The organism is Mycolicibacterium sp. SMGY-1XX, from assembly GCF_059132455.1.
In genome coordinates this window covers 2,950,076-2,968,051 of record NZ_CP101139.1, presented here as the reverse complement: position 1 = coordinate 2,968,051, position 17,976 = coordinate 2,950,076, and the positions used below count along the sequence as shown (strand labels likewise).

Annotated in this window: 16 protein-coding genes; 11 read left to right on the top strand and 5 right to left on the bottom strand. The window is 67.5% G+C overall.

The annotated features are described in order from the left end of the window. The 5 genes from NL241_RS14605 to NL241_RS14585 form a co-directional block, all read right to left on the bottom strand. The gene (locus NL241_RS14605) at positions 1-1,596 is read right to left on the bottom strand and encodes an ABC transporter substrate-binding protein (RefSeq protein ID WP_494397916.1); all 1,596 of its coding nucleotides are present in this window, start codon (positions 1,594-1,596) and stop codon (positions 1-3) included. Between the two features lie 165 nt (positions 1,597-1,761). Continuing rightward, complete coding sequence (locus NL241_RS14600) at positions 1,762-2,979, bottom strand: acyl-CoA dehydrogenase family protein (RefSeq protein ID WP_487692499.1); 1,218 nt, start codon at positions 2,977-2,979, stop codon at positions 1,762-1,764. Positions 2,980-2,994: 15 nt separating this feature from the next. Next, on the bottom strand, positions 2,995-3,582 hold the full coding sequence (locus tag NL241_RS14595; protein ID WP_494397915.1) for a ComEA family DNA-binding protein: 588 nt from the start codon (positions 3,580-3,582) through the stop codon (positions 2,995-2,997). Positions 3,583-3,640: 58 nt separating this feature from the next. Continuing rightward, a complete protein-coding gene (locus NL241_RS14590; RefSeq protein ID WP_494397914.1) occupies positions 3,641-4,711 on the bottom strand; it encodes a DUF7405 family protein in 1,071 nt (356 codons plus the stop codon). Beyond that, positions 4,708-5,406, bottom strand: a complete 699-nt coding sequence (locus NL241_RS14585) for an NAD(P)H-binding protein (protein ID WP_494397913.1) — start codon at positions 5,404-5,406, stop codon at positions 4,708-4,710. Before NL241_RS14585 ends, NL241_RS14590 begins: the two co-directional genes overlap by 4 nt. A 108-nt stretch (positions 5,407-5,514) precedes the next feature. On the opposite strand from NL241_RS14585, the gene NL241_RS14580 reads away from it, so the two are divergent. From NL241_RS14580 to NL241_RS14530, 11 genes are all read left to right on the top strand, one after another. Continuing rightward, complete coding sequence (locus tag NL241_RS14580) at positions 5,515-6,852, top strand: LLM class flavin-dependent oxidoreductase (protein ID WP_494397912.1); 1,338 nt, start codon at positions 5,515-5,517, stop codon at positions 6,850-6,852. A 35-nt stretch (positions 6,853-6,887) separates the two neighbouring features. Further along, positions 6,888-8,249: an FAD-dependent oxidoreductase gene (locus tag NL241_RS14575; protein WP_494397911.1), complete on the top strand. Its 1,362-nt coding sequence runs from the start codon at positions 6,888-6,890 to the stop codon at positions 8,247-8,249. Then, positions 8,246-9,322 carry an LLM class flavin-dependent oxidoreductase gene (locus NL241_RS14570; protein ID WP_494397910.1) on the top strand — a complete coding sequence of 359 codons (1,077 nt, stop codon included), beginning with the start codon at positions 8,246-8,248 and terminating at the stop codon, positions 9,320-9,322. Before NL241_RS14575 ends, NL241_RS14570 begins: the two co-directional genes overlap by 4 nt. 13 nt (positions 9,323-9,335) lie before the next feature. Then, the gene (locus NL241_RS14565; RefSeq protein ID WP_494397909.1) at positions 9,336-10,349 is read left to right on the top strand and encodes a ketopantoate reductase family protein; all 1,014 of its coding nucleotides are present in this window, start codon (positions 9,336-9,338) and stop codon (positions 10,347-10,349) included. 57 nt (positions 10,350-10,406) lie between these two features. Continuing rightward, a complete protein-coding gene (locus tag NL241_RS14560) occupies positions 10,407-11,516 on the top strand; it encodes an ABC transporter substrate-binding protein (RefSeq protein WP_494397908.1) in 1,110 nt (369 codons plus the stop codon). 146 nt (positions 11,517-11,662) lie between these two features. After that, positions 11,663-12,778 carry an ABC transporter substrate-binding protein gene (locus NL241_RS14555; RefSeq protein WP_494397907.1) on the top strand — a complete coding sequence of 372 codons (1,116 nt, stop codon included), beginning with the start codon at positions 11,663-11,665 and terminating at the stop codon, positions 12,776-12,778. A 90-nt stretch (positions 12,779-12,868) separates the two neighbouring features. Then, positions 12,869-13,729, top strand: coding sequence for an ABC transporter ATP-binding protein (locus NL241_RS14550; RefSeq protein WP_487692488.1), 861 nt, complete (start codon positions 12,869-12,871; stop codon positions 13,727-13,729). Continuing rightward, a complete protein-coding gene (locus NL241_RS14545; RefSeq protein WP_487692487.1) occupies positions 13,716-14,573 on the top strand; it encodes an ABC transporter permease in 858 nt (285 codons plus the stop codon). The genes NL241_RS14550 and NL241_RS14545 overlap by 14 nt, the downstream gene beginning before the upstream one ends. A gap of 12 nt (positions 14,574-14,585) precedes the next feature. Continuing rightward, positions 14,586-15,683 carry an LLM class flavin-dependent oxidoreductase gene (locus NL241_RS14540; RefSeq protein ID WP_487692486.1) on the top strand — a complete coding sequence of 366 codons (1,098 nt, stop codon included), beginning with the start codon at positions 14,586-14,588 and terminating at the stop codon, positions 15,681-15,683. Between the two features lie 5 nt (positions 15,684-15,688). Then, entirely contained in the window at positions 15,689-16,411 is a 723-nt protein-coding gene (locus NL241_RS14535) for a YcnI family copper-binding membrane protein (RefSeq protein WP_487692485.1), read from the top strand. After that, positions 16,398-17,975 carry a copper resistance CopC/CopD family protein gene (locus NL241_RS14530; RefSeq protein WP_494397906.1) on the top strand — a complete coding sequence of 526 codons (1,578 nt, stop codon included), beginning with the start codon at positions 16,398-16,400 and terminating at the stop codon, positions 17,973-17,975. The genes NL241_RS14535 and NL241_RS14530 overlap by 14 nt, the downstream gene beginning before the upstream one ends. Position 17,976 lies beyond the last annotated feature (1 nt).

Genomic DNA, 17,976 nt, shown 5'->3' with positions numbered 1-17,976 from the left:
TCAGCTCTGCCCGGACTTCCAGGCGCTCTGCAGCAGCGGCTCGGTGTAGTTGGAGAACTCGACGTGAACGTCCGGGGCCGCCGAGTGCACCTGCACCTCGTCCCAGAGGATCAGCGCCAGTTGCTCGTCGATGATCTTCTGCTGCTCGCGGGCCACCACGTCCTTGAGCTGCGCCGGGTCGGTGGACTTGAGCTCTTCGTCCGAGAGTGTGATCAGGTCGGCATTCTCCGTGAAGGTGAGGTTTCCGTTCGGCCTGCCGAACAGCAGGCCCAGCCCGATGTTGTAGCCGGTTCTGGTGCCCAGCAGCGGTGTTGCCGGATCGGTGTTGGACGCGTTGAAGAACGTGGTGTCACCGGCTCGGTTGACCAAACCGACGCCGAGCTCGCGCCAGCCCGCCTCGATGAACTCGAAGGCAGGACGGAACACCACGCTCTGATTGGACGCCGCCAAGGTGAGATTGAGTTTCTGGCCGTCCTTCTCGCGGATGCCGTCGCTGCCGACCTTCCAGCCGGCTTCGTCGAGCAGCGCCGCCGCCTTCTCCGGGTCGTACCCGATGTCTGCGCTGACGTCGGTGTACAGGGGGTCGTCGTGACCCAGCACCGAATCGCTGGCCTGGTAGCTGTCGGACAGCACCGTGTCCACCACGGCTTGGCGGTCGATCCCGAGCTGCAGTGCCCGTCGCACCCGGAAATCGTCGACAAGTTCGTTGCCCACCCGGAACCCGACGAGGTTGACGGTCAGCGCCGGCGCTGCCACCGGAATCACCTGGAAACCGCCCTGTTTGAGGGCGGGTTCGTCGGAGGGTTGGATACCGCGGGCCAGATCCACCTGCCCGGACTGCACCGCTCCGGCCCGCAGGCCGGGCTCGCCGATGACCCGGACCACCAGCCTGTCGAGGTAGGCCGCACCCTGATTGGGTGACGTGGCCGGTGGCCAGGCGTAGTCCGAGCGCTTGGCCAGGACCACTTCCTGATCGGGGATCTGCGATTCGATCACGAAAGCGCCTGAGCCCACCACGTTCTGGATCTGGGACTGGCCGTCGTAGTCGAGTGCGAGGGTGGCCAGGCCGCGGATGGCCGCGCGTCCGTTGGCGGCCACCTTGTAGAAGTTGGTGTTGGGCCGGTCCAGGAAGACGGTGATGGTGTTGCCGTTGACCTCGCTGCGGTCGTAGCCGACGAAATCACTGAACGCGGGGATCTTCTTGGCCGGATCGCCGTTGCCCAGCTGATCGAAGTTCGCCTTGACCACGTCGGCGTTCAGCGGGGTGCCGTCGCTGAAGGTGACCCCGTCCCGGATGGTGAAGGTGTACTGCGTCGCATCCTCGTTGCGCGAGAATTCCTGCGCCAGCCAGCCGTGCACCTCGCCTGTCTCCGGGTCGATGTACACCAGCCGGTCGACCACCTGGAACAGCAGGTTGGCGGTGGTGTAGTTGGTGCTCAGCGCGTCGGTGACGAACTGCACGTCCGAGAACGTCAGTGTGCCGCCCTGCTGCGGCTCACCGGTGGGCCCGGTGCTGGGTGCCTGTTGCTGGCTGGAACAGGACGCCAGCATCACCACGGTGGCGGCGGCAGCGATCAACTTGCTGAATCGGGGCATGTGTCCTCGTCTGTGTGATGGCGTGCATGAGTACAGGCACGGTGCGTCTGCGAATTGTCAAGCGCGGCAACCGCTGTTGCGCAGCACTGAGCGCGCTCCGGAACCCTCAGGCTCCTGCGGCACGCGGCCGGGTGGTTCCAGGGTTTTCTCTTGCGGTGCGCCGCGTCAGAAGAATCCGACGCGCGGCAGCGCAGTGCCGTTGACCAGGTGATCGCCGACCACTCGGGCTTTGTAGACAGTGGGGTTGTGGGAGAACAAGGTACGCAGGTTGCGCCAGTGCCGATCCAGGTGCACCGAGGCCCGGGTGGCCGACGCACCGCCGACGGAGAACAGGTCGCCGGCCACCCGCAGCGCGAGTTCCTCGATACCCACTTTCGTCTTCGACGCCAGCAGTGACGCCTGGTGCTCGAGCTCGTCGTCGGCGCGTCCGTTCTCGAACGCGAATTCAGCCGCCCGGTCTTGTGCATCGGCGGCAGCCAACACGGTGGCCTCGGCGACGAAAGCCGCCGACGACAGCGATCCGATGACCTGCAGCAGCTGCGGATCGTGACGGGGCTCTGCCGTGACCGCCCAGGAGTAGCTGCGCCGCCGGGTGCGCACCAGCTCGGCGGCATCGGCGGTGACCGACCGCACGATGCCTGCGGCGATCGCGTGCAGGATCAGCTGCGGTTGTGAGCCGCGCGGTTTGTCGGTGTCGCCGAACCGCTCGAACGGGATCACCTCGTCGGCGTGGACGTGCACGTTGTCGAAAACGGTACTGCCGCTGCCAGTTTGCGCTTGACCGATGCCGTCCCAATCGTCTTCGTGTACCACCCCGTCGCGGTCGGCGGGGATCAGCACACTGAGTTGGGCGCCGTCGGCGTCGTTGGCGGTGATCCGGAGGAAGTCCGAATACAGGCTGCCGGTGCTGTAGAACTTTCGCCCGTTGAGCCGGTATCCGTCACCGTCGGCCAGCAGCGTGGTGTCGAACGAGTACAACCCCGGCGGGCGGTCGTTGAGCTCGGAGTTGGCTCCGCCGAACAGGATTCCCTCGGCGATCTGCGCCAGCCAGGGCCGGCCCTCCTCGATCCTGCGGCGGCGCAAGCGGTCCTCGACGAAACCCCAGTGCACCCGCAGGATGTGCGGAACATCCGGGTCGGCTTCCCCCAGGCGGATCACCAGCTCGAAGAACTGTCTCTTGGAGTAGCCTCCCCCGCCCAGTTCGGCCGGGAGCCGCACCGCACCCAGTCGATGGTCGCGGGCCAGCTGCAATGCCCGCCGCGGTTGCGGATCTGCCGCCGGATCCTCGCGGCGGCGCCGTGCGTCGGCGGCGATCTCGTCGATCACCGATTGCAGCTGCGGTGAGTCGATCGCAGGCGGGCGGGCGGTGAGGGTGCCGGTCATCGGGACGCTCCTGTCTCAGAAGTCGGGGTGATCGCGTGGGTCGTCGGTGACGATCAGTTCGTCACCGTGCAGGTAGGCGTTGTCGACGCGCACCAGCCAGCCACTGTCTCCGGGTGTCCAGTTGATGCCGTCCCGGTGCGTCGGCAGGACGAACACCGATCGGGAGTGGTTGTCCCACAACAGTATCGAGTCGTAGAGGCCGGGGAATTCGGCGACCTCCAGAAGGCCGTCAGCGCGTGAGGCATCGGCATTCCACTGCCAGGTCACCACCGCGTCGGCCCAGGTCAGCAGATCCCCGCGGTGCACGTCGCCGAGGACGGCGTTGCGTGGCCGCGACGGGGGCAGCCCAGACAGGTACGACACCAGCGTGGTGTGCCAGCGCAGCGTGGACGCCAACGCCGGGTCGATGCCGCGCACTTCCTCGAGCAGAGCCGGCGAGCGGGCCAGCCTACGGCTGACCAGGTAGTCGTGTGCTTCACGCAGGGCGATGATCCGCTCGGCGTCCACGCCGGGGTGTCCCGAGATACCGTCCAGCAGCGCGGTCACCGGCAGGGCCGGATCGGCCAGGATCTCGCGGATCGCGTCGGCGGCGTCCGTCGACATCAGCGGTGCTCCTGTTCTGTGGGGGTCAGGCGGGATCCGGATCGGTCGACGACCGGGATCACGGGCGGCGGTGCGGGTAGGCGCGCAGCGGGCGGGCCGGGATCCCGAAGGTGGCGCGGTGGGTGACGTCGAAGAACGCGTTGATGCCGTTACGGCGGCGGGCCCCGACCCCGCGGTGGTGATCGGCGCCGTCGGCGGCGTTCATGATGGCCCGGGTGTTGTTGAAGTCACGCAGTTCTCGTTGCAGAGACACGAAGTGGGTGCCCGGCAGGCCGTCGTCGACGGTGGCGAAGTCCCGACGGTTGATCACCGGCACGTTGTCGACGCGGGCGCGTGCGGCCGCCTGAGCGTGCCCGACGATGCCGTGTTGGCGGACGGTGTGCTCGTATCGTTCGTAGTCGCTCGGGGCGTCGTCGACGAAGGCAGCCGCCTGCGCTGCAGTCACGGTGGGCGCGTACAGCAGGGCGGCTTGACGGTCCCGGTCATAGGACTGCCAGCGCGCGACATCCAGTGCGATCCGGCTGACGTGCTGGGTGGTGCCGCCGGCCAGAGGTCCGTCGCTGATGGTGATCGCGCGCTCAGGGGCCTGATTGCCACGATGCACCGAATGGAAGCCGAACAACAGTGGCGATGACGCCGGGATTCCCAACTCCGGCAACGCCTCGGTGGGCAGTCCGGCGCCGACGAAGCCGGTTCGCACCTCCTGAACGGTCAGGTACTCCCCCTGCGCCGACTCACCGCTGCCGAACAGGTGCTGGCGCACGTCGTCGAGGATGTCCTGGTGATCGCTGGCGAAGTGGAAGATCGCATCAGCCTGATCGATCACGGGGTCCTCCCACCGCGACATCCGTGCGGCGGCGGCGATCAGGCCCGGATACTCGGTGTGGCGGTCCCACCAGCGCGGCCCCCAGCCGACGGTCGACAGCAGGCCGTCGCGGTCGTGAGAGTAGCGACGTTCCAGCGCCGACAGCGCGTTCTCGAGGTGTCGGGCCGCTTGTTCGTCGGGGCGCCCCGCCAACTCGACGAGAACCAGCAGATGCCGGCTGGGCGGCACCGGGCGCCCCAGCTCGTCGCGTCCGAACGTCGCCTCCCATTCGTGCTGCCCCACTGCGGGCAGGACTGCGCTCACACCGCCACCGTCTCGAAATCCTGTTCCAGAGCGGCGAATTGGTCTGCTAGGTCGGCGGTGGCTGCAGCCCCGGGAATGCTCAGGTTGTAGATCGCGGCGGTGCGCCCGGCCGATTCTTGCGGATGCTCCACTGCCGCGATCACCGCGGCGGCGATGCTGGCGGTGCTGACCAGTCCGTCGGCGTGCTGGTCCCCGGTGAGCCGGATCTGGTAGGACGCGTCGTGAATGGTGGACAGCCACGTCGGGCGCAGGATGGTGTACGGATTGCGGCCCGCTCGCAGATGCGCTTCGAGCGCGCGCAATCCCCAGGTCTGGGGTTTGGCGTTGCGGTGTGCGTGGCCGTGCCCCACCAGGAAATGGGACACCAGCACCACGTGCACGTCGGGCCAGTCGGCGCTCAAGTGGTCGAGCAGGCGGTGTCCGACGGTCCGGCCGGCCTGCGCTCCGTCGACCGGCTGCCGCATCCCGGTGGCCGCCGCCGCGGTGGGGGCGATGATCACCGCGTTCGCGATGGCCAGGGCGGAGGACAGCTCGGCGTCGCGCACACCGCCGTCGGCGGGCCGCCAGTAGGCGTGGCCGCGCGTGCGTGCCAGCGACGCGGACTCGTCGCGGGCGTTCCAGATGCCGTTGACCACAACGAAGTCAGGGTGGTCCGCCTCGGCGAAGACCGGGGCGAGCTCGACGATATTGACCATTGTCCCAGCTTGTAACGGGTGCTGGGATTGATCAACGCACTCCCACTACAGCTTTCCCGTAGCGAAAGTTCGGAGATTTTCACCTCGGGTGTCGATACGTTGCGACCCGTGAGCACCCGTCAGCTACACCTCAACGCGTTCCTCATGAGCACCGGGCACCACGAGGCGTCGTGGCGCTTGGCCGAAAGTGATCCCTACGCCGCCACCGACGTCGCGCACTACGCCGAACTGGCACGGATCGCCGAGCGCGGCACCTTCGATTCACTGTTCCTGGCCGACAGTCCGCAGCTCAACGGTGACGTGGGCAGGCGGCCGCTGGGGGTGCTGGAACCGCTGACGCTGCTGACCGCGCTGGTGGCCGTGACCGAACGGATCGGGCTCATCGCCACGGCGTCGACGTCGTACAACTCGCCCTACAACCTGGCCCGCCGGTTCGCCTCCCTGGACCACGTGAGCCGCGGGCGGGCCGGGTGGAACATCGTCACCACCGCCACCCTGGACGCGGCCCGCAATTTCGGCCTGACCGACCTGCCGGATCACGCCACGCGGTATGCCCGCGCGCAGGAGTTCGTGGAGGTTACTCAAAAGCTCTGGGACAGTTGGGAAGACGACGCAATCGTGGCCGACAAGGCCGCCGGTGTGTGGGGTGACCGCGCGAAGATCCATCCGCCGGCACACCGTGGAGAGTTCTTCTCGGTGGAAGGCGCGCTGAACATCCCCCGCTCACCTCAGGGTTACCCCCTGCTGGTGCAGGCAGGCTCATCGGAGGACGGTAAGGCTCTGGCCGCCCGGTTCGCCGAGGCGGTGTTCACCGCCCAGCAGACCTTCGCGGAGGCCGAGGCGTTCTACACCGACCTCAAGGCGCGCACCGTCGCAGTGGGCCGTGACCCCGACACCATCAAGATCCTGCCCGGGATCGTCCCGGTGATCGGCAGCACCGAAGCCGAGGCGGCGGCCAAGGACCGGGAGCTGGATGAGGCCATCGTTGCCGAGTACGCCCATCAGCAGCTGGCCAATACCTTGCGGGTGCCGCTCGAGCAGCTGGACCTGGACCGCGAACTGCCCGCCGACCTGCTGCCCGAGGATGCCATCGAGGGCGCCAAGAGCCGCTACACGTTGATCGTGGAGCTCGCGCGTCGCGAACGTCTCACGGTGCGTCAGTTGATCGGCCGCCTCGGCGGAGGGCGTGGTCACCGCACGTTCACCGGCACCCCGGAGCAGGTGGCCGACACCATCGAGGAATGGTTCCGGGGCGGGGTGGCCGACGGCTTCAACATCATGCCGCCGCTGCTGCCATCGGGTCTCGAACTCTTCGTCGACCATGTGGTGCCGCTTTTGCGCGCCCGCGGCCTGTTCCGCACCGAGTACACCGCCGAGACCCTGCGCGGGCACTACGGGCTGGAACGCCCCGCCAACACCAATCTGCTTGCCCGCGCGGGTGTGTGATGACCCGCACCCCCCAACCCGAGAGGAACCTTTCCGTGACCGATATCGCCGGTGTGGCGGCTCAGGAATCGCTGCGACTGCTGGGCCTCGACGGCCATGACTGGATCGCCGCCACCGACGACGTCGAGCATGACGTGGCGGTGATCGGCGGTGGCCAGAGCGGTATCACCACCGCCCATGCGTTGAAGCGGGCCGGTGTGGTCCGGGTGACGGTGATCGACGCCGGACTCGGCGAGGCGGATTCGGCGTGGCGGGCCAGGGCGCGGATGCGCACGCTGCGCACCGCCAAGACCATCTCCGGTCCCGAGCTGGGCAACGCCGCGCTGTCGTTCCGCGCGTGGTTCGAGAGCCGGCATGGGGCAGCGGCTTTCGACGATATCGACCGGATCGCGACCGCCGACTGGGCCGACTACCTGAGTTGGTTCCGGCAGCAGGTGGGCGTCGACATCCGGCACGGCATCCGGGTCACCGACATCGAGCCGGCCGGTTCCGGCTTGCGACTGACGCTGGAACAGGGCGGCAGACGCTGGACGGAGCACACCCGCAAGATCGTGCTGGCCGGCGGTGTCGCCGGCACCGGCGGCCCCCACGTTCCCGATGCACTCACGGCTCTGCCACGTTCGTTGTGGGCCCATACCGCCGATGCCATCGATTTCGCCGCGCTGCGCGGCAGATCGGTGGCGGTGCTCGGGGCGGCCGCCTCGGCCTTCGACGCCGCGGCCACCGCGCTGGAAGCCGGTGCCGCCGAGGTGCATGTGTTCACCCGCCGCCCGGCGGTGGTGGTCGCCAACCTCAACAAGCGACCGAACCCGTTGGTGCAGGACGTCTTCCACCTCCTACCCGACGAGCAGCGTTGGCAGCAGCGTCTTGACGCCGCCAACGCGGGCGCCAATGTGCCGGAAGATTCGGTGACCCGGGCGGCTGCCTTCTCGAACTATCATCTGCACGTCTCCGCGCCGTGGGTGAGCGCCGAGGCCGCCGACGGCCGGGTCCGGGTCGGGGCCGGTGACGGTGAGCACAGCTTCGACTTCGTGATCGCGGGCACCGGTTATCAGCAGGATCCCAACACCCGCGCCGAACTGGCGACCATCGCCCCGTACATCGCGCGGTGGAAGGACCGGTTCACGCCCCCGGCCGGTTCGGAGAACGAGTTGCTGTCTGTAGCACCGTATCTGGGTGCGGGTTACGAGTTCACCGAGAAGCAGCCGGGCACCGCGCCCTGGCTGGCCGACATCCACGTCTTCAGCATCGGCGCGAACGTGAGTTTCGGCAGGCCGGTCGGCGACATCCCCAGCCTGCGGGTCGGGGTGCCCCGCCTGGTGGAGGCGATCACCCGGGATCTGGTGCTGGCCGACCTGCGCAGGACTCAGGCCGCCGCGGCCGCGGTGAGCCGATGACACACCACGAATTTCTCTGGTACATCCCCAACACGGTCGAACCGGGGCACCGCGGCGACGATACCGTCGACGGCTGGGGCACGCTGGACTACTCGGTGGACCTGGCGTTGCGCGCCGAACGGCACGGGTGGGCGGGGGCACTGATCGGCACCGGCTGGGGACGGCCCGACACCTTCACCGTCGCCACCGCCATCGCCGCCAGAACCACCACATTCGCCCCGCTGGTGGCCATCCGCCCCGGCTACTGGCATCCCGCTCACTTCGCCAGCGCGGCAGCCACACTCGACCAGCTCAGCGGTGGCCGGCTGTTCATCAACATCGTCAGCGGCACCGACGACCCGGCCGCCTACGGTGACGGCGAATTCGACAAAGCCCGCCGCTACGACCGCACCCGCGAATTCTTGCACCTGGTCCGGCGCCTCTGGCACCACCAAGACGTGACCTTCGACGGCGAGTTCTTCCGGGTGCAGAACTCCACCGTGGCACAGCACCCCGTCGGTGCCGAACACGGCCGCCACCCGCGGCTCTACTTCGGCGGCGCCTCGGAGGCCGCCGAGCGGGTGGCCGCCGCCGAAGCCGATGTGCAGCTGTTCTGGGGCGAGCCGCTGGACGGGGTGGCCGAAAGGATCGACCGGCTGCGCACGCTGTCGGACACGGTGGGTCGTGAGCACGCGCCACTCGAGTTCGGTTTGCGCGTCACCACGCTGGTGCGTGACACCACCGAGGAAGCCTGGCGCGACGCCGAGGCCAAGATCGCGGCGATCGCGGGCCGGCCAGATCTGCATTCGCGCAAACCCAGCGAAGCGGTGGGCCAGCGCCGGCTGCTCGATCTCGCCGAACGCGGTGAGGTGCTCGACTCGTGCCTGTACACCACGCCCGGCCGCTACGGCGGCGGAGGGGCGGGCACCACCTGGCTGGTGGGCTCCGCCGCTGATGTCAGCACCGCGTTGCAACGCTACGCTGATCTGGGCGTCAGCCACTTCGTCCTGTCCGACACCCCGTACAAGTCCGAGGTCGAGCGGGTAGGCGACCAGTTGCTGCCGCGGCTGCGGCAGCCGGCACCCGTGCGCTAGGAGAAATCAGACCATGACCGACGGATCCACGCCGACCAGTCGCCCCGTGGTCGTCTACGGAGCGGGCGCCATCGGCGGTGTGATCGCCGCCCGGCTGCGGTTGGCCGGCGTCGGGGTCACCGCGGTGGCGCGGGGTGAGCACCTCGAGGCGATCCGCAGCCGCGGCCTCCGGCTCGTGACACAGCAGGATTCGACTGTCATCGACCTGCCGGCCGCCCGTGATGCCGGCGACGTCGACTGGAGTACCGCACCAGCGGTCCTGCTCGCCGTCAAGAGTCACCAAACCGCAGCGGCGCTCGACGATCTCGCCGCGCACGCCCCCACTGGCACCCCGGTGTTCGCCGTTCAGAACGGCGTCGCGAACGAGGCGGCGATCCTGCGCAGATTCGCCGATGTCTACGGGGTGATCGTGGCGATGCCTGCCGCTCACCTGGAACCCGGAGTGGTGATCCAGCAGAGCCATCCGGTGGCCGGGATCCTGGACATCGGACGGTATCCGCGCGGGCGCGACCCCTTGGCCGAGGAGCTGGCCTCGACACTGCGGGCCGCGCAGTTCTCCTCGGAGGTGCGCGACGACATCATGGCCTGGAAGCACCGCAAGTTGATCGCCAACCTGGGCAACGGCGTGACTGCCGCGTTCCAGCCCGGCGCGGCCGCCGACGAGCTCACGGCCCGCGCCCGCCGCGAAGCAGAGCAGATCCTCACTCGGGCCGGCATCGCGTTCATCACGGCAGCGCAGGACCGTGCCCGTCGCGGCGAACTGCTGAGCGGGAAGCTGCGCGACGAATACTACGGCTCCACCTGGCAGAGCATCACCCGTGGTCACACCGATGTCGAAATCGACTGGCTCAATGGGGAAATCGTGTTGCAGGCCCGGCTGCTGGGTCTGCGGGCCCCCGTCAACGAGTACCTGCAGCGCGTCACCACCGAGCACGCGCGCGGTGGCAACGAACCGCGCTCACTCGATGCCGCCGAGGCCCTGTCCGGTCTGCCGGACGCCCAAGCGGCAATCAGTAGCGCAACTTAAAGAATCCTGTAGCGCAGACCGCTTGTCGCGACTGCGTGCAAGCCCGACCATGATCCCATGCGCAGACCACAGAGCAAGGCCCACAACCGTTTCGGCCGCGCCGCTATCACACTGCTGGCTGCGGCGATGGCCGTGACGACCTTCGTCGGCTGCTCGTCAGCCGACACCGCCGCGCCTGTGGATGCCGGCGACGTGGTGCCGCTCGATCCCGCCAACCCGGTGACCTTCAAGTGGGTGGAAAGCAAGACCGCCCCGTCGTTGGTGAAGATCGCCGACGAGCTGGGCCTGTGGGAAGGCAGCGGTGTCACACCGGAATTCCTCGGCGACATCGATTCGGGTCAAGTGCCCGCGCTGCTGGGCAACGGCGAGGTCACCTTCGCCGGCTTCATGTTCAACCGGGCACTGTCCGCGGTGGCCGCCGGAGTGGACTTGAAGGTGATCTCGTCGTGGACCTACACCACCGAGGACGAGCCGCACATGGAGTACTTCGTGCGTGAGGACTCCGACCTCAACGAGTCGAACCTCGACCAGCTCGAAGGCAAGACCGTCGGCCTGTCGTCACTGAAGGGCTGCGCGGAGTTCATCCTCAAGGACTATCTGGTCAAGAACGGCGTCGACATCACCAAGGTCAAGTTCCTGACGCAAGCCGAGACATTGCTGCCGCAGTCACTGCAGCAGGGTGACATCGACCTGGCGGTGATCCACCCGCCGCTGAACGGGGTGCTGCGTACCGACCCGGCGGTCAAAGTGGCGTTCTCCGACTACGACAACTCCGGCAGCGAGGGTGGACTGGCACCCATCAGCGCCAGCGGGGCGTTCATCCGCAAGTACCCCGAACAGACCCGCGCGTTCGTCGGGGTACTGGGCAAAACGGCCAACTGGGCCAACGCCCACCCCGAGGAGTACCGCGACATCGTGGCCCGGCTGACGGGTCTGCCCAAGGAACAGATCACCAAGTACTACTTCACCAACAACCTGATCCTGGACAAGGAGCAGACCGGATTCTGGTGGGGCCTGGCCGACCGGGTGGGCACGCTGACCCCCGAGGAAGCGGCCCTCGAACCCGAAGACGTGGCCACCAATGAGTACAACCCGTACGCCAAGTCTCCGGCTCTGATCGACTCTCAGGCCGACAACACCGAAGTGCTCACCGACACCGAGATCTGATTCTCGAAACGCACTGGTTGACAACGAAACTTCGTAGCAGAACTTAACTGATCCGGTAGCCGGAATTGCTTTGTCGTCCGGCAGCTCTCGCTCACCGTTGAGCCTAACAAATCCACCTCAGCTCTGACCGCCCAGGGAAGGTACTCATGACCATCTCCACAGCGCATCCCAAGGTGCGCACTCGCTTCCGCCGTGCGTCGGTGGCACTGGTGGTGGCGACTCTGGCCGCCACCACGTTCGTGGGGTGCTCGTCCAACGAGTCGGCCGACGCGGCCGGCTCCGAGGAAGTGGTACCGGCCGATCCCAACAATCCCGTCTACTTCAAGTGGTCGGAGGACCCGAAAGCGCCGTCGCTGGTGAAGCTCGCCGACGAGTTCGGGCTGTGGGACAACGCAAGTATCCGGCCGGAGTATCTCGGTGCGGTCGATTCCGGGCAGATCCCAGCGCTGCTGGGCACCGGCGACATCACGTTCGCGTCGTTCATGTTCAACCGTTCGCTGTCGGCCGTCGCCGCCGGAGTTGACCTGAAGGTCATCGCATCGCGGACCTACACCACCCAGGACGAGCCGCACATGGAGTACTTCGTGCGCTCGGACTCCGACCTGAACGGCTCCAATCTCAAACAGCTGGAGGGCAAGACGGTCTCGCTGAACTCGCTGAAGGGCTGCGCCGAGTTCATCCTGAAGGACTACCTGGTCAAGAACGACGTCGACATCACCAAAGTCAAGTTCCTGACCCAGTCCGAGAGTCAGATGCCCCAAGCATTGGAGCAGGGGGAAGTGGACCTGGCGGTCATCCATCCACCGCTCAACGGGGTGCTGCGCACCGATCCGGCGCTGAGGGTGGCGTTCTCCGACTACGACAATTCCGGTGAGGACGGCGGCCTCGCGCCCATCAGTGCCAGCGGCAAGTTCATTCGCAAGTACCCCGAGCAGACCCGGGAGTTCATCGGGATCCTGGGCAAGGTGGCCAACTGGGCCAACGCCCACCCCGAGGAGTACCGGGAGACCGTCGCGCGCTTGACCGGTCTGCCCAAGGAGCAGGTGACCAAGCACTATTACGCCAACAACCTGATCCTCGATGAGGAACAGACCGGGTTCTGGTGGGGCCTGGCCGAGCGTGTCGGCACGCTGACCCCCGAGGAAGCCGCGCTGAAGCCCGAAGACATCGCCACCAATGAGTACAACCCGTATGCCAAATCCCCCGCGCTGATCAAGTCGCAGGCGGATAACACCGAGGTGCTCACCGACGGCGAGATCTGACGCCGAAGAGCACCTGGCGAGGCGGGTGGCGCGGTGCAGGAGGGGCCCGCGCCACCCGTCATCACATGTCGGACGACAAGGAGCACAGACATGACTCAACCGGTGATCGACGATCTGAGCGCCGACGCGGCCGGGCAGGCGGTCAAGATCCGCGCGCAGAACCTGCACAAGGAATACCCACACGTCGGCAAGGGCGTCAAGAGCGGGATCACCGAGGTGTTACGAGGTTTCGACCTCGACATCCGGGAAGGTGAATTCCTTGCGCTACTGGGTCCCAGCGGCTGCGGCAAGTCCACCTTCCTGAACATCCTGGCCGGCCTCGAGACCTATGACGGAGGCGCACTGCTGCTCGACGGCGCCGAAATACGCGGTGTCAGCAAGAACGTCGGAGTGGTGTTCCAGAGTTACGCCCTGTTCCCCTGGCTTTCGGTGCAGAAGAACGTGGAAGTGGGTCTGAAGGTCCGCTCGGTACCCGCCGACGAACGCAAGGCCACCTCCGAGCGAATCCTCAAGACGGTCGGCCTGGAGAGCTTCGCCCACCACCTGCCACACCGGCTGTCCGGCGGTATGCGGCAACGGGTGGCGATCGCGCGGTCGCTGGCCTATGACCCCGATGTGCTGGTGCTCGACGAACCGTTCGCGGCCCTGGACGCCCAGACCCGCGAGTTCCTGCAGAACGAGCTGCTGCGGATCTGGGAATCGGGCACGTCGAAGAACCCCGGCACCTCCAAGAAAACTGTTGTCTTCGTGACACATTCGATCGACGAGGCCATCTTCCTGTCCGACCGGATCGCGGTGATGACCAAACGGCCCGGACGGGTCAAGTCCCTGATCGATGTGAACTTGCCCCGCCCCCGCAACGACGACTCACGCGCCAGCGCCGAGTTCGGCCGCATCCGCGGCCAGGTGGCACAGATCCTCAAAGAGGAGGTCGAAGTTGGTAACAACTGAACCGGCTCCGGTAACCCGCGCCGAAACCGTCGGCCCGCCGCCGAAACAGCCTCCCCCGCTGTGGCGCGCCCGCCTGGCCAAATACGACAAGTACCTCTACGGCGTCGTCGGGGTGGCGGGTTTCCTGTTCGCCTGGTGGCTGGCCACCGCCACCGGCGTCCTGGACCCGAAGTTCCTCTCCCCGCCGCAGGTGGTTTTCGGCCAGCTCATCGAGGGCCTGTCCAGCGGCGGCGATCTGCGTGAACAGGTGTGGCCCAGCTTGCGCCGCGGCCTGTCCGGATTCCTGATCGGCTCCAGCCTCGGCGTGATCCTGGGCATCCTGGTGGGCTCGATCCGGGTGTTGGAGAAGGCTTTCGACCCGCTTCTGCTGTTCTTTAGGAGCCTGTCCATCCTGGCGCTGTTCCCGGTGTTTCTGCTGTTCTTCGGGATCGGTGAGGAGTCGAAGGTCGCCATCGTCACCTGGGCGGCGTTCTGGCCGGTGTTCATCAGCACCGTCAACGCCGTGAAGGGCGTCGAGAAGATCCTGGTCAACGCGGCCCGCACCCTCGGTGCAGGACGGCTCTACATCTTCACCAGGGTGGTTCTGCCCGCCTCGATCCCCAACATCTTCCCGGGTATCCGGTTGGCCGCGTCGTACTCGTTCACCGCACTGGTGGCCGCGGAGTATCTCGGCGCCACCGAGGGCATCGGCATCTACATCCGCTCGAGCCAGGAGGGTTACCAGATCCCGTCGATGTACTCGGGAATCGTGGTGCTCGGCATCATCGGCGTGACGCTCAACCTCATCCTTGCGGCCGTCGAAAAGCGCGTCACCGCTTGGCAACTCGGTATCACCAGCAAATAGATCGGACACACCATGACCTCCCTGTCGGTACTCGACCAGGTGCCCATCCCCCGCGGCAGCAGCGCCGGTGACGCGATCAACAGCAGTGTCGCCCTGGCCCGCGAGGTGGAAGGGCTGGGGTATGGCGCCTATTGGTTCGCCGAACACCACCTCGACCAGGGCCGCGCGTCCTCGGCGCCGGCGATCCTGATCGCGCTGGCCATCGGCGCCACCTCGCGGATCAAACTCGGCTCGGCAGCCACGGTGCTGCCGTTCCACACCAGCCTCGAGGTGGCGGAGGAGTTCGGGTCGCTGGCGGCAGTGGCACCGGGTCGTGTGGTGCTGGGCCTGGGGCGGTCCAAACAGGGTTACGGGCGCACGGCACCGTACCGGGAGATCAGCGAGGTACTGGCGGCGGTCACCGCGGTGCCCGGCACCCAGGAACGTGACGTCGAGGTGCCTGCGGGTGGTTCGGATTTCCTGTTCGAGTTGCTCGGTTACCTGTCCAGTGCACCCTTGACCGTTCCCGACGACGAGTCGCGGATCCGGGAGATCCTCAACCATCTGGAGCGCCCGGTGGCGGTGGTCGGTGGTGAGGAGTACCGGGTGTCCCCGGCTTATCAGGAGGACCTGGGACTGGCGGTCTTCGGTGGCGAATCCGGCTACAGCGCAACCATCGCGGCGAAGTTCGGCCTGCCGTTGTACGTCAATGCGCACAGCGTCAAGAACGACATCGTGGCAACGGTGCGGCGCTACCGCGAGAACTTCCAACCGTCGAAGCGTCTGCACTCCCCGTACGTCGGGGTGTCGGCGCACGCCATCGCCGCAGAGACCACCGCACAGGGCCGCCGCCTGGAAGAGACGTTCCTGCGCACGCTGGCCAGTCTGCGTCTGCGGGGCGCCTACCTGCCGTCGGAACCGCCCACCGACGCCGGTTTCGTGGTGCCGGACAACCCGAAGTTCGCCGATTCGCGTGCGCTGAGCTATGCCGGCGATCCCGGCTACGTCGTCGATCGGCTGCGTGCCCTGACCGACAGTGTGTCCGCCGACGAACTGCTGATCAGCACCATCGTCTACTCACCAGAAGATCGCACCACCTCCTACCGGCTGATCGCCGAGAACTGGGACTAGCCACCATGCGCAGACATCTCACTCTGCTTGCCGCCACGGCACTATTGGGGCTCGGCACCCTGGCCAACGCCGGTTCGGCGGCCGCACACGTGAGTGTGGACCAGAGCCAACCGCCCGCCAAAGGCGGATACGGCATCGTCCGGCTGACGGTGCCCACCGAATCCGCCGATGCCTCGACCGTCGGGCTGACCGTGACGATTCCTGACGGCGTCGATCTGCTGGCCGCCCGGACACTGCCCATTCCCGGGTGGACCGCGGCCGTCGAAACCGAACCCGCCGGTGACAGCGAGCGGGTGGCCCGCATCGTCTGGCGGGCCGTCGATCCGGCGAATGGGGTCAAGCCCAAGGAATTCGGCCAGTTCACCTTTTCCGCGGGACCCTGGCCCGAGGACGTCGACACCGTGGCGTTGTTGTCGGATCAGGCCTACAGCGACGGATCAACGGTGTCCTGGAACGAGATCGCGCTCGACACCGCCACCGAACCGGAGTATCCCGCGCCGGTGGTCACGCTCGGCGCTCCCGAACAGGGACACGGCCACAACGCTCCGGCTGCCGCGGCCACACCTCTGGCCGACCACGATACGGCCGAGTCCCACGCCGCCGCAGCCCCGGCGCAGGGTGAATCCTGGTGGTGGCGGGCCACATCGGCGGTGAGTCTGGTCATCGCACTCGGCACTGCCGCGGCACTGGCCCTGGTGCTGCGCCGTACCCGTGGTGCCGGCTCGTAACGCGCTGCGCTGCGCGATCTCGGGGTGGCTGGTGATGGTGGTGGCGTTGGCAGGGCTGGTCGGCACCGCGGCGCCGGCGAACGCACACGCCACGGTGGTCTCCAGTGTCCCCGCCGACGGGGCGCCGTTGGACGCCTCGCCCGCGTCACTCACCTTCGATCTCAGCGAAGCGGTGTCCCTGGTCGAGGGATCCACACAACTCATCGACGCCGACGGCGCGCGCTATCCGCTGGCACCGCCGCGCCTCGAGGACGCGCACCGGCGCATCGTCCTCGAGCTGCAGGAGGCGTTGCCTGACGGCGCGTACCTGGCGACGGCCCGGGTGGTGTCAGCCGACACGCACGTGGTGTCGCTGTCGATCCGTTTCACGGTGGGCGAGGTGGCTGCCCAGGGCGACTGGGGCGCACTGGACGGTGGTGGCGCGGTGGTGGACCGCACGACGCTGCTGCCGATCAAAGCGGTGAGCTATCTCGGGCTCATCCTGTCGGCCGGGCTGTTTCTGGCCGTTCGCTGGGCGTTTCCCGGCGTGGCTGCCTCCCGACGGTTCCGGGTGGTGTACCGAATCGGGTTGGCGCTTTTCGTTGTTGGGCTCCTGGGCCGCTTCGCCGTTCTGGTGGCCGAGCAGGCCGGCGGGCTGGGCAACGCATCGTGGACATCGGTGAGCACCATTGCCGGCACCCCGTTCGGGATCACCCTGCTGGTCGCCACCGGTTTCAGTGTGGTCTGTGCGGTTTCAGCGGCGCGGACCGCCGCTGCGACAGCACCACTGGCAAGTGTGCATGCGCTGGCAGCGGTGACGGCCGTGAGCCTGGGCGGGCACGGCGCCGCCACCGAGTTCTGGCCGCTGCCACTGGTCGCCACAGTGTTGCATGTCTACGCCATCGCGGTGTGGCTCGGCGGGCTCGCGGTCCTCCTGGTGGTGACGAGAAACGTTCCGCAACTCGGTCGTTGGCACCGGGTGGCCGTGCTGCACGTCGGGCTGGTGGTGCTGGCCGGGACCATCCTGGGCGTGCTGCAGGTACGGCCGGTCAATGCACTGGCCACCACGTCGTACGGCCTGACCCTGGTGGTGAAGGTGGTGCTGGTCGCCGCCACCGCGGCGGCCGGCTACGCGGCCTACCGGGCGCTGCGCCGGAGCTCCGGCGCCGGCCGCCGGGTGGTGTGGGCCGAAGCGGTGACGGCGCTGGCGGTCATCGCGGTGACGTCCTCGCTGTCGTCGCTGACACCGGCGAAGGACAGCTACACCACCACCGTCGCGACCCGACTGGATTTCGGCGGTTCCGAGGTCCTGGACGTCGACATCAACACGGTCCGGCGCGGCGCTCAGGTGGTGACCATCTCCGGCGCGGGCCCGAATACCGAGGTGGGTGTCGAACTGTCCTCGGCCGCCGCGAATGTGGCGCGGCTGCCGGTGCGCATGACCCCGGCGCCGTCGGACGGGACTGCCCCGAGCTGGCGCAGTGAGGGCCTGATCGTGCCGGCGGCAGGCCAATGGAAGGTGACGGTGCGTTTCGCCGATGGCGGTGCGCCGAGACTGGCGTCGTTCTACTACGAGGTGCTCTGAG

What these genes read in the sequence shown, in the direction of transcription:
- NL241_RS14605 (WP_494397916.1), bottom strand. Translation starts at nt 1,596, where the DNA reads ATGCCCCGATTCAGCAAGTTGATCGCTGCCGCCGCCACCGTGGTGATG.
- NL241_RS14600 (WP_487692499.1), bottom strand. Translation starts at nt 2,979, where the DNA reads ATGACCGGCACCCTCACCGCCCGCCCGCCTGCGATCGACTCACCGCAG.
- NL241_RS14595 (WP_494397915.1), bottom strand. Translation starts at nt 3,582, where the DNA reads ATGTCGACGGACGCCGCCGACGCGATCCGCGAGATCCTGGCCGATCCG.
- NL241_RS14585 (WP_494397913.1), bottom strand. Translation starts at nt 5,406, where the DNA reads ATGGTCAATATCGTCGAGCTCGCCCCGGTCTTCGCCGAGGCGGACCAC.
- NL241_RS14570 (WP_494397910.1), top strand. Translation starts at nt 8,246, where the DNA reads ATGACACACCACGAATTTCTCTGGTACATCCCCAACACGGTCGAACCG.
- NL241_RS14565 (WP_494397909.1), top strand. Translation starts at nt 9,336, where the DNA reads ATGACCGACGGATCCACGCCGACCAGTCGCCCCGTGGTCGTCTACGGA.
- NL241_RS14560 (WP_494397908.1), top strand. Translation starts at nt 10,407, where the DNA reads ATGCGCAGACCACAGAGCAAGGCCCACAACCGTTTCGGCCGCGCCGCT.
- NL241_RS14555 (WP_494397907.1), top strand. Translation starts at nt 11,663, where the DNA reads ATGACCATCTCCACAGCGCATCCCAAGGTGCGCACTCGCTTCCGCCGT.
- NL241_RS14550 (WP_487692488.1), top strand. Translation starts at nt 12,869, where the DNA reads ATGACTCAACCGGTGATCGACGATCTGAGCGCCGACGCGGCCGGGCAG.
- NL241_RS14540 (WP_487692486.1), top strand. Translation starts at nt 14,586, where the DNA reads ATGACCTCCCTGTCGGTACTCGACCAGGTGCCCATCCCCCGCGGCAGC.
- NL241_RS14535 (WP_487692485.1), top strand. Translation starts at nt 15,689, where the DNA reads ATGCGCAGACATCTCACTCTGCTTGCCGCCACGGCACTATTGGGGCTC.